The organism is Zobellia nedashkovskayae (genome assembly GCF_015330125.1).
GTDB lineage: Bacteria > Bacteroidota > Bacteroidia > Flavobacteriales > Flavobacteriaceae > Zobellia > Zobellia nedashkovskayae.
The window spans coordinates 1,697,514-1,710,016 of record NZ_JADDXR010000002.1 but is presented as its reverse complement, the minus strand read 5'-3'; the positions used below and the strand labels follow the sequence as shown (position 1 = coordinate 1,710,016).

Sequence of the window (12,503 nt, the reverse complement as noted above, 5' to 3'; positions counted from 1 at the left end):
TTACGTTTTCTCAATTTGCTGCAAAAGTGCGGCGTTTTAGGCATGCGAATGTTAAGTAAAGGTTAAATAACACTTTCGCAAATATACTATATGAGAGCTTAACTTCTCTTAAAAAAAAAGAAGTTAAGCTAGAATTGTAAAAAACTGAGGATACCCTAGTTTAACCCTTAAAATATTTTAAAAGTTGTAAAGTAGAGCTATCATGATCGGCAATTTCTGAACCTTGAATATCTTTCAAAATAGTGCCTGCTAATTGCTTACCTAACTCTACACCCCATTGGTCATAACTAAAAATATTCCAAATGATACCTTGCACGAATATTTTATGCTCATAAAGTGCGATTAAACTACCTAGGCTTTTTGGTGACAACTTATCTATTAGAATAGTGTTGGTAGGTTTATTACCTTCAAACACCTTGAAAGTTAATAATTTTTCTATTTCACTTTTAGCCATGCCTTTGCCTTCTAGCTCTTCACGAACCTGTCCGGCGGTCTTTCCGTTCATTAAAGCTTCGGTCTGGGCAAAATAGTTGGCCATTAATTTATTGTGATGATCAACATCACCATGCAATGATTTTTTAAACCCAATAAAATCTACAGGAATCAGTTTAGTGCCTTGGTGAATAAGCTGAAAGAAAGCGTGTTGTGAATTGGTGCCCGGCTCGCCCCAAATAATTGTACCCGTTTCGTAACCTACACGCTTACCGTTTCGGTCTACGCTTTTACCGTTACTCTCCATAATACCTTGTTGCAAGTAGGCTGAAAATCTACTTAAGTATTGGGCGTAAGGAATAATAGCTTCGGTCTCGGCTCCATAAAAATTATTGTACCAAACGCTCAAAAGCGCCAATACTACAGGAAGATTATCTTCAAAATCGGTGTTTTTAAAATGTTCGTCCATTTCATTAGCTCCCACCAATAGTAAATCAAAATTCTCAAAACCTACCGCCAATGCTATTGATAAACCAACCGCACTCCATAAAGAAAAGCGACCGCCCACCCAATCCCACATTGGGAATACATTTTCTGGAGCAATACCAAACTCTGAAATGGCTTCTGTATTTGTAGATACCGCCGCAAAGTGTTTGGCTATATCTGCCTGTGTGCCGTGTTTTAGAAACCATTTTTTAATGGTCGTGGCATTTGTTAATGTTTCTTGTGTAGTAAATGTTTTTGAAACGACAACGAAAAGCGTTGTTTCTGGATCAAGTTCTTTTAAAACTTCGTTCACATGATCTCCATCCACATTGCTCACAAAATGAAGCTTAAGATGGTTTTTATAGAATTTTAGAGCTTCGGTTACCATAGCGGGACCCAAGTCCGACCCTCCAATACCAATATTCACTACATCAGTAAAGGCTTTACCAGTATAACCCGTAGCACTTCCTGAAATAATAGTCTCTGTAAATTTCTTTATATGGTCTTTAACCGCGTAAACTTCTTCTACCACGTTTTCACCGTCCACTAAAATGGTGTCAGACTTTTTAGCACGAAGTGCTGTATGCAATACTGCCCGACCCTCTGTCTGGTTTATCTCGTCTCCGCCAAATTGTTTTTGAATTGCATCGGCCAAATTAACTTCTTTCGCTAATTGAAGAAGCAACTGTAATGTTTCGTCGGTAATTCTATTTTTGGAGAAATCTACTAAAAAATCATTCCACTTTAAAGTGAATTTTTCCGCCCTAGATGCATCAGACGCAAAAAGGTCTTTTAACTGTTCTTCTTTAGTGTTTTCAAAATGCTGTGCAAGTTTCTTCCATGCAGAAGTTTCAGTAGGATTTGTGCTCTGTAATGACATTTTCGGGTGTTTTAGTGTTAACAATTGTCTACGGCGAAAATAAGCCATATTCATTCTAAACCAAAACCCTATGTGCCGTTATTTTTCTGCGGATGCCAAATCTTCAGCTAGAATATCTTCTTCTATTGGACTTTCAGGATATTCCATACAGTCTAACTGATCTTTTATTGGATTAACATAGTTAAAGTAATCTGGCTGTAAAGTCTCGTCCAGAGGTTCTGCTAATGGAAGTTCTTCTTTTAACGGATCTACCTGTTTTCCATTTCTCCAAAAACGATAACAAACATGAGGTCCACTCGTGTTCCCGGTCATACCTATCCAACCGATAACATCTCCCTGTCTTACATAAGCCCCTCTTTTTACGTTCTGCTTGCTCATGTGCAAGTATTGCGTAGAATATGTAGCGTTATGTCTAATTTTTACATATTTACCGTTACCACCCCTTCTTGTAGATTCTGTAACAGTACCATCTGCAGTTGCCAAAATAGGCGTACCTCTTGGCGCTGCGTAATCCGTACCCATATGAGCTCTTACTTTGTTTCCGTAATAACGGATTTTTCTCTTCAAATTGTACCTTGAAGAAATTCTACTAAACTGAACCGGAGCCCTTAAAAATGTTCTTCTAAGGTTATTAGCTTCTTCATCAAAATAATCAACTATATTCTTTAACGAATCATTCTCATAGGCAAAGGCATAAATAGGCCTTCCGCTATGCTCAAAATAAGCTGCCTCTATCTCACCTGCTCCCGCGTAGATAGAATCATTAATGTACTTTTCTTTATAAATAATCTTGAACTTGTCCCCTTTTTGAAGACGAAAGAAATCTATTGTCCAAGCATATACTTCAGATAAACTATTCGTAAGGGTATAATCTATACCTTGATCTAAAATTGCCTGAGACAAAGAAGTTTCGATAACTCCAGAAGCTTCCCGCTCCACATAAGTAACTTCTTTCTTATCTCTATAAGCTTTAACAGTATCCCTTAAATCAACTACAGTATAGTTAATTGGATCATTTTCATAAATAAAAACTTGAGCGGCCTCTGTAGTATCTTTGGACTTTAAAATAAGATATGGTTTACCCACACGAATTCTTCTAACGTCAAAAGTATCTTTAAATTCTTGGGTAATTTTGGCGATTTTTGGGTAGTCTACTTTATTCTGAAGCATTAACTCTCCAAAACTATCTCCATTTTTAACCGTATCCAACTGCACGGTAAACTCATCTAGATTAAACCCAAACTGTTTTAGAACAGGTTTATCAGGAACAATGGAAGCCATCTGCTTAACAACCGGCTCTTTTAAGACAGGTTTGTCATGCTTACAAGAAATAGATACTAAAATAACGAAAAGAAGGCCCCAATATTTGTTCATGTTACTCTGTTTGTTTCTTATCCGGGTTAAAGATATGGTCTACCCATTCTTTTCCCCAATCATTTAACTCTTGTTTTGAATATAATCCAGGGAAAAACACGATTTTCTGAAAACTTGGAGGTAAATATTCCTTCCAATTCGTTCCTCCTGTAGCATCTATCTGCTCCTTATCTTTTCCTAAATATCTATGAGCAGACCCCATATGCATTAAAGGCCAATTTACATTGGCATTCATATCCAAAGTCTTTAACGCTTCTATCAACTCTTTATTATCTTTCTTGTCCGCTGATAATTGCTGGTATTTTTGATAAATAGTACTTTGTTCTACTTGCTTGGCAATTCGTATCAAACGTGGGGTATATCTGTACTCAAATTGCTTTAACGTTAAGGTCTTTTCACCTGTTGCCAAATCAGTCGCACCTTTCTTCCAATAGATTTGCTCATAAAGCTCCTCCAAACTATTTTCTGATGAAAAAGTATCTCGCTCCGTATGGTGAACCAAATTCTCCAAAGGAGTAGCATAAATCTCAATCATTCTATATTGAGCCGACTGAAAACCACTCGCCGGAAGCAACGCCATGCGGTATTGAAGAAACTGTTCTCTCTCCATACCTTTTATCATAATACCAAAAGAAGATATCAATGCCTTAAAATAGCTATTGATTCGTCTTGCTTTTTCTATAAAAAAATCGATGTTTTGAGATTTATCATCAACCAATTGTTTTTGCTCATGAAGAATGAGCTTAAAATACAACTCAGTTATTTGATGGTACATGATAAAAATTTCCTCATCGGGGAAATAGGTCCTAGGCACCTGAAGGCTTAAAAGAGTATCAAGATGAATATAATCCCAATAAGTAAGGTAACGCTGATAAAGAAGCCCATCTAAATAAGAGCTTAAATCCTGACCGGAATCTTTATACTTCTCTTCTAATTTTGAAATTTGTGAATCTATTCGCTCTTTATCTCTCATTGGGTTGTTAATCCATTATTATCTTGAACTGATGTTTCAGTCCGTTATATCCGTCAAGGTCTGCCTTTATAGCCCCTACACTTAAATTAGCTTGTATACGTACAGGTATCCTATTATCATCTGCCGAAACCCATAGCGAAAGACTTTCTTGTTCCTTAAAAACACGTCCTGACTGAACCAAGGGCCTAAATTTAAAACATTCTACCTTACCGAACTTAGTTTTAAGCACTTCTGTACCTAAATATTTAAGTTTGAAGTTAAAAATACCATCATCATCATACAACATCTTCAAATTTACAGCCTCTCCTATCACTAAATCGCTAGGCTCATAATTGTTTCGCAAATAATAAAACGCAGATATTAAATCTTGGATGCTGTCCTGTAGTTCAAAATTATATTTTTTGTTATGCTTTTTATCGTTCAGAACAGCTTTCTCTTCCTCATGATCAAAATTTATCTCAATGTCTTTTGTATACCCACCCTCATTTATCTTTCTAATAAATTTATAAGGCTTTCCATCTTCCTTTCCAAAATAGCTCTCATAAGTATCATCTACCTTAAAAAAGACACTGGCAAACCCAGTGGTCTCACCACGACCTACTACGTGATATACAGGAACATCATCTACCACGGCAGACTTTACATGTAAGGTTGCATAACTGGCATTTAGAAAACCATAATGCATTCTAAATTTCAACCATTCACCAGGATCAAAAGCAGACTCACTATTCTGCGAATGAGAAGAAAAGATGACAAGAAGAAAAAGTAATGTAAATGCTTTTTTCATAGCTATAGTATTACGATAAAAATACAAAATGCTCTTGTATTATTTTAAGGGCTTACAATTACTTAAACAAAATTTATTCCAAAGTATTGTATGCATAACACAACCATATCATTTTGGTCTTTTAAGCATTGAAAAGAAAGTTGGTGATTTTTAATAAACGCTTGGAAAAACGAGCTTAAAAAAAAGCCCTGACATTACATGCCAGGGCTTTTCCTAAATAACCAACCAAACTTTAAATTATGAAAAACCAATACTTAAAGTTGTAAGGGAACCACCCCTTACGAGTACAAATTTAAGGCATACTTTGAATCCTCAAATCGTTTTAACTTACTTTAACTATTACATTAACAGTTCTTTTTACTTACGGCTTAGAATTTGGCATTTCATTAAGAAATTTTACCCTTTTCGGGTCTAAAATATGTCTTATTTGAGACTGAATAGCCTTTTTGGGCATCCAAAAAACTCATCAAAAATTAAATTATAACGTACCTCTTGATTCTTGTTCTCTTTCTATTGCCTCAAAAAGTGCCTTAAAGTTTCCTTTTCCAAAAGATTTGGCTCCTTTTCTCTGAATGATTTCTATAAACATCGTTGGGCGATCTAAAATAGGTTTAGTAAATATTTGAAGTAAGTACCCCTCTTCGTCCCTGTCAATGAGAATTCCTAATTCACTAAGAGGCTCCAAGTCTTCATCTATTTCACCTACGCGGTCCAATACATCCTCATAATAACTAGGAGGTACGGTTAAAAATTCAATACCTCTTTCTCTTAAGGCTGTTACCGTTTCAATTATATTATCAGTAGCAAGAGCCATATGTTGTACTCCAGACCCATTATAGAAATCTATATATTCTTCTATTTGCGATTTTTTTCTGCCGTCTGCAGGTTCGTTTATCGGAAATTTTATTCGGCCATTACCATTACTCATCACTTTACTCATGAGGGCGGTATATTCTGTAGAAATATCTTTATCATCAAAAGACACTAACTGAGCAAAACCCATAACCTTAGCATAGAACTCACACCATTTATTCATTTCGTTCCATCCCACATTACCTACAATGTGATCTACAAACTTTAGACCAACATCCGTAGGTTTATAATAAGGGTTCCATGCTCTATAACCTGGCATGAACACACCTTTGTAATTTTTTCTTTCTACAAAAATATGAACGGTTTCTCCATATGTGTGAATACCCGAAAGTACAACTTCACCACTCCCATCTTTAACGGTTTTAGGCTCCAAATAACTTTCGGCTCCTCTTTTTGTTGTTTCAACATAACTCTTAGAAGCATCATCTACCCACAAAGCAATGGCTTTTACCCCATCTCCGTGGGCATCTATATGTTTATTGATTTCACCCCCAGAATTTAAAGGAGAGGTTAGAACCAATTTAATCTTATCTTGTTGAAGCACGTAGGACACCCTGTCTTTTAAACCCGTTTCAAGGCCTGCATAAGCCAATGGCTGAAATCCCCAAGCGGACATGTAATAATGGGCCGCCTGCTTGGCGTTACCTACGTAAAGTTCTATATAATCTGTACCCAACAAAGGAAGAAAATCTTCTGCTTCTAGGTTCTCTTTGGGTAAATGCAATGAGGTATTATCTAAAGTTGACATGTGTAAATGTATTTTAGTGAAGTAATCATTTTAAAAAAGTTGAGAAACAATACAATTGAGTTCACACCTAAATATGAACTATTGTTAACATGGCTAGTTACCACATGGCTCTAAGATGAGCAGTAATATCAACTCTAAATTGCAGCATACAACACAAATATCGGAAAAAAACTTCAACCTTAATTCAAGAACATTAAAACCAATACCCTAAACTAAAAAAGAAGTTATTACTCTTACCTTCAGGAGACCAAGAATAATGCATTTGCATGGGACCCATGAAAGACTCCCAACCATAACCAATTCCGTAACCGGAATAATTTGGCAGGGTGAACCATTCTCCTGTTCTAAAAAGGTCATCATCTACATTGGCATAATTTGCTGTAAACATTAAATGATTTTTTGGCGTAAACTCATAATCTAACCTACCATAAGCCTTTACAAAGGAATTTCCCGGCAAAGCCAAAAAATCGTATCCAAAGAAGGGCGTAAAATTATTTATAAGATTGGTTCCAAAACCTCCTAAGACAAAATCAAAACTAGAAACGTTAGATGTTCCTAACTTAAAACCACCTTCTGCCTCCACATTAAACGAAAAATTGTTTAAAAAAGGTACTGCCGTTCCAAGTTTTGCCTTTGCAATTGAAAACTCTTTGAAATTGTCATTAAAATCGGATGAGAACACATAAAAGTGGAAATCACCATCAAAATACAGTCCCTTGGAAGGGAAATATTTGTCATCATATGAATCAAAAGTCAACTGCCCAAAAGCGCTGTAGAAATTACTTTTTTCAAGAAACGTTCTATCACTAGAGCTACTACTTGTTGCGCTCGCCTGCGCATCTGCATTTTGCCCCAAAGTAGTAGTACTAACCTTCAAGAGCTTATGTTCCATACCCATCCTAAAAGAAAACTCTTCCCGTAATACCGTTTGGACGTAAACCTGATTGGTAAAGTCAGTTATATCTAGATTTATGGAATTTAAATTCGCCGCGGCCTGAAAATCAAAATTACTACGTACCAAATCAAAACTTACATCTTTTTCAAATTCATTAAAACTAGAATTAAATCCGTAACTCCAATAAAATCCTTTATCTACATAATACCGTAATTTATATCTAATATTGTCTCCAATAATAAAGTCGAACGAAGAAACGTCATCTCTAGTAATTAAACTTTTTCTTGTATAATTTAGAATTGCTGCAGTTTTATAAAGGTTATCATAATGCGCTCCCAACCGTATAAATGACTTGCTCTTATTTTCATCTAAATCAAGAATCATCTCTTGCTCATCGCTATCCGCATTATCTTGCAATTTATAATGAATTGTATGAAAATTACCCGTTGCCGCCAGATTACTAATACCTTGATGAACCCTTGAAAATGTTGTTGGTTTATCTACGTCAAATCTCAATTTTCCTTTTACGTAACCCCTAGAATAATTTTCACTTTCCCTTATAACCAAATGACTAATACTTAATGTATCTGTAGAAACAATATGCTCTCTTTCCTCATTTCTCTTGCTTTGCGTGGAAGCTACCTCTTTTAAGGCATCAAACTTTTCCCGTGCTGCATCTTCGCCACTTTTGATAATAACATCGTCTAGATTAAAATCAATTATGGAATAATCATCCATATTAGGTTTTATGTAGATATCAGTCTTTTTAGACTTTTCTACCATATCTAGAACGGTTTGGTAATTATTGATTTGCAATAAAATCTCCGTGGCGGTTAAAAGAGATTCTCTATCTCTTAAACCGTGCTGCACATCAACTCCTATTATAATATCAGCACCCATTTTTCGGACTTCTTCAATAGGGTAATTGTTTACTACTCCGCCATCTATTAAAACCTTTCCGTTAATTCGTGCAGGCTCAAAAAGTGAGGGCAATGTGCCACTTGCCATAACAGCTTCCGGCAGATATCCATCTTTTAAAATTACTTCCTCTCCTGTTTCTACATCCGTGGCAATACAAACAAATGGTATTGGTAAATCATTAAAGTCATTTATGTTCCGCACTGGATATAAAAATTTGACTAACTCATTATAAACATTCTGACCACCTGAATACGCTGGCGGAACCGATATTTTAAAATTATCGAAAGGCAGGGTAACCGCATACTTTTCAGAATTCTCTTTTTCGTAAAAAGTTTTAGCACTTCTAGGTAAGTTATCTTGTATAAGGTTAGTGAAATTGGTTGCCCTGAAAATAGAATCTAATTGATTACCCGTATAACCCGCGGCATATAAAGAACCTACAATAGCCCCCATGCTGGTTCCACCAATATAATCAACCCTGATACCAGCCTCTTCCAATACCTTAATAGCACCAATATGAGCCATTCCCTTAGCGCCACCGCCACTGAGCACTAAGCCCACCTTAATATCCTTCTTCTCCGAATCTTGCGCTACGGAAAACAAGGTAAAAAAAAGTAAACCAATACTTAAAATGGCTTTTTGCATACTATTGTATTCGTCGTAATTTTAGTGAAAAGCTTCATAAATTTTTTTAGCCCTAGACATGCCAACGATTTCCGTCAGGTTTTCTATGGAAGCTTCTTTTATACGTTTTACTGACTTGAATTTCTTTAACAAATCCTCGGCCGTTTTCTCACCGATACCTTCAATACTCTCTAATTTAGAATTTATTGCAGCCTTACTCCTTTTATTTCTATGAAAAGTTATACCAAAGCGATGCGCCTCATTTCTTAATTGCTGAATAATCTTTAAACTTTCTGACTTTTTATCTAAATAAAGTGGGATAGGATCTTCCGGAAAATAGATTTCTTCCAATCGCTTTGCTATTCCCACAATGGCTATTTTTCCTCGTAACCCAAGAATATCCAAACTTTTTAAAGCGGAAGACAACTGCCCTTTTCCCCCATCAATAACAATTAATTGCGGTAAAGCTTCATCTTCGGCAAGCAAACGTTTGTAGCGCCTAAAAACCACCTCTTCCATAGATGCAAAATCATCCGGACCATCAACGGTCTTAATATTATAATGACGGTATTCTTTTTTGGCAGGTTTTCCGTTCCTAAATACTACACAAGCTGCAACTGGGTTGCTCCCTTGAATGTTACTATTATCAAAACACTCCACATGTCTTGGCTCTTCAGAAAGATGTAAATCTTTTTTCATCTGTGCCATAATCCTGTTAGTATGCCTATCCGGATCAATTATCATACTTTGTTTGAAACGTTCTTGCCTATAGAATTTGGCGTTACGCTCAGACAGTTCAAGAATTTTCTTTTTATCACCTAATTTAGGTACCGTAATTTTTAAATGTGCCTCCACCGGAACTTCAAAAGGTAGATAGAGTTCCCTAGAAAGAGAATTAAATCGTTGTCTAATTTCTATTATGGACAGTGCCAGAAGATCAGCATCTGTTTCATCAAGCTTCTTTTTTATTTCTAGTGTATGAGAACGTGTTATGGAACCATGAGACAATTGTAGGAAATTAATATAAGCATATGCCTCATCTGAAATAATCGAAAATACATCTACATTATTAATTTTTGGGTTAACGACAGTAGACCTTACCTGATAATTCTCTAATACTTCTATCTTCTCTTTTACTTGCTGAGCCTCCTCAAACTTCATTTCTGATGCCAAGGTTTTCATTTGAGACCTGAAATAATTCAATGATGACTTAAAATCTCCTTTAATTATTCTTCTGATATCCTGAATCTGCTCATCATACTCCTCTAAACTCTGGAAACCTTCACAAGGGCCATTACAGTTTCCTAAATGATATTCTAAGCATACTTTGTATTTATCCGCTTCTATCTTCTCTTTTGAAAGGTCATAGTTACATGTCCGCAATGGATAAACACCTTTTATTAAGTCTAGCAAAATCCTAACGGTCTTCATACTTGTATAAGGACCAAAATACTCACTACCATCTTTAATTAATTTTCTGGTAGGGAAAATTCTAGGATAGCGTTCATTTTTAATACATATCCAGGGATAAGATTTATCATCCTTTAAAAGAACGTTATACCTTGGCCTATACTTTTTAATAAGATTGTTTTCCAGAAGTAAAGCATCAGACTCCGTAGGAACCACAATATGCTTAATGAGCTTTATTTTTTTTACAAGAACACGTGTCTTGCCATACTCATGATTTTTGGTAAAGTAAGAGGATACCCGCTTTTTTAAATTTTTAGCCTTTCCTACATATAGAATTTTATCATCTACGTCGTAAAATTGATACACTCCAGGGCTCTGGGGCAATGTACGTAATTGAACTTCTACAGGCACTTGGGGCATTACAAAAACGGTTTAAATAATTAAGTTGTGGGGACTTTTCTTTCTATCTGGTTAAATTACTACGTTTTATTAAAAGGGCTCCGTATTTTACTCTTTTTTAACGCATATCATTCCCTCACTCAATTTTAAAGAACCGAGGAGAAGGTTAAATCCTAATAGCTATTTATAAAATTTTGCACCTGAAAACGTGCAAATTTGTTAAAAAAACACTAAAAAACGCATTTCACCGATAAAAAGTTGCCGTTGACAGTGTTTTGGTTGATTTTTTTATTTAGCTTTAAGAATCAAAATCAATATACCACATGGATAAATACATTATAACCCTCGGCTTGTATCTCATCTTGATGATTTCTTTTAAGATTTATTACACCGTTTCAGCAAAAGAATAGGCTTATTTAGAGTTTCCCCAATTGTACTGAGGTCGTAATCAATGCTTAAAAAAGATTTAAGATCACTATACATAAACCGTAGATATGCAATAGATGAAGAGTCGCTAACAGACTCTAGTTTAAGTATTGCAAACGAACTACTCAGATTGCCGGTATGGTCACATGACTATTATCACATTTTCTTACCGATTTCGGAAAATAAAGAAATTGACACTACATTTATCTTGTCCATACTTCAAGGAAAGGATAAAAATGTAGTCTTACCTAAGGTAGGAGACAATACCACACTACAGCATTTCTTGCTCACTGATTCTACACGTTTAAAAAAAAACAAGTGGAACATACCTGAACCAGTTGATGGCATAGAAGTTCCCACTAATAAAATTGATGTTATTTTTATACCGCTACTTGCCTTTGATAAAAATGGAAATCGTGTGGGATATGGAAAAGGATTCTACGATACATTTTTAGCAGAATGCAGAGATGATGTCATTAAAATAGGATTATCCCTCTTTCCAGTAGAAGAAGACCTCATTACGGATATCTACGAGAATGATGTTCCTTTAGATTACTGTGTGACCCCTTCTGAAACCTACTCTTTTTGATAGATTAAGTCGTTTCTTCTATAGTTGTCTCTTCCTCATCTTCAGCCTTACCAAAAGCTCTCTTGTTGAAAACTAGAAGAACGCCTACACCAGTGCTAATAGCCATATCGGCAATATTGAATACCGGTTCAAAAAAACGAAAAGTAGAGCCCCCAAAATAAGGTACCCAATCCGGCCATGTAGTATCTACCATAGGAAAATAGAGCATATCTACTACTTTACCATAGAAAAGACTACCGTATGGTTGATCTGAAAAAGCGGTGGCCAATTGCTGATAGCTATCACTAAAAACAACTCCGTAGACCACAGAATCAATAATATTACCCAAAGCTCCGGCAAAAATTAAACAGACCGCTAGAATTAAGGTTTTAGAAGATTTCTTCTGTATGGTATCATATAACCAATACCCTATACCTGCAACGGCAAATAGCCTAAATACTGTTAAAACCAATTTACCCGTGGGTTCGGAAATAGGAAGGAAATCACTCAATTTGGCACCCCATGCTGCGCCAGAATTCTCAATGAACAGTATCTTGAACCAACTAAAAACTTCAACGGAATCCCCTAATATAAAATGGGTCTTTATATATATTTTGCTCAACTGATCAATTAACAATACTGCTATGATAATGAGCAATGACTTCTTTAAATTCATAGTACATCTACAACTTGAATGGGCAAAAATA

Annotated in this window: 9 protein-coding genes; 1 reads left to right on the top strand and 8 read right to left on the bottom strand. The window is 35.7% G+C overall.

The features are described 5' to 3' along the window. Positions 1-160: 160 nt before the first annotated feature. The 7 genes from pgi to uvrC form a co-directional block, all read right to left on the bottom strand. Positions 161-1,798: a glucose-6-phosphate isomerase gene (pgi, locus tag IWB64_RS07290; RefSeq protein WP_194533379.1), complete on the bottom strand. Its 1,638-nt coding sequence runs from the start codon at positions 1,796-1,798 to the stop codon at positions 161-163. A gap of 78 nt (positions 1,799-1,876) precedes the next feature. After that, a complete protein-coding gene (locus IWB64_RS07285; protein WP_194533378.1) occupies positions 1,877-3,172 on the bottom strand; it encodes a M23 family metallopeptidase in 1,296 nt (431 codons plus the stop codon). Position 3,173: 1 nt separating this feature from the next. Further along, a complete protein-coding gene (locus IWB64_RS07280) occupies positions 3,174-4,145 on the bottom strand; it encodes a tryptophan 2,3-dioxygenase family protein (protein WP_194533377.1) in 972 nt (323 codons plus the stop codon). A 7-nt stretch (positions 4,146-4,152) separates the two neighbouring features. After that, on the bottom strand, positions 4,153-4,932 hold the full coding sequence (locus IWB64_RS07275; RefSeq protein WP_194533376.1) for a DUF3108 domain-containing protein: 780 nt from the start codon (positions 4,930-4,932) through the stop codon (positions 4,153-4,155). Between the two features lie 478 nt (positions 4,933-5,410). Then, positions 5,411-6,553 carry a 4-hydroxyphenylpyruvate dioxygenase gene (gene hppD / locus IWB64_RS07270; RefSeq protein WP_194533375.1) on the bottom strand — a complete coding sequence of 381 codons (1,143 nt, stop codon included), beginning with the start codon at positions 6,551-6,553 and terminating at the stop codon, positions 5,411-5,413. Positions 6,554-6,746: 193 nt separating this feature from the next. After that, the gene (locus IWB64_RS07265; protein WP_194533374.1) at positions 6,747-9,014 is read right to left on the bottom strand and encodes a patatin-like phospholipase family protein; all 2,268 of its coding nucleotides are present in this window, start codon (positions 9,012-9,014) and stop codon (positions 6,747-6,749) included. A 21-nt stretch (positions 9,015-9,035) separates the two neighbouring features. Next, entirely contained in the window at positions 9,036-10,823 is a 1,788-nt protein-coding gene (uvrC, locus tag IWB64_RS07260) for an excinuclease ABC subunit UvrC (protein ID WP_194533373.1), read from the bottom strand. 430 nt (positions 10,824-11,253) lie between these two features. Between uvrC and IWB64_RS07255 the strand changes: the two genes are divergently transcribed. Continuing rightward, positions 11,254-11,817: a 5-formyltetrahydrofolate cyclo-ligase gene (locus tag IWB64_RS07255; protein WP_194533372.1), complete on the top strand. Its 564-nt coding sequence runs from the start codon at positions 11,254-11,256 to the stop codon at positions 11,815-11,817. 4 nt (positions 11,818-11,821) lie between these two features. On the opposite strand, the gene IWB64_RS07250 is transcribed toward IWB64_RS07255, so the two are convergent. After that, on the bottom strand, positions 11,822-12,472 hold the full coding sequence (locus tag IWB64_RS07250; protein ID WP_194533371.1) for a lipoprotein signal peptidase: 651 nt from the start codon (positions 12,470-12,472) through the stop codon (positions 11,822-11,824). Between the last annotated feature and the right edge of the window lie 31 nt (positions 12,473-12,503).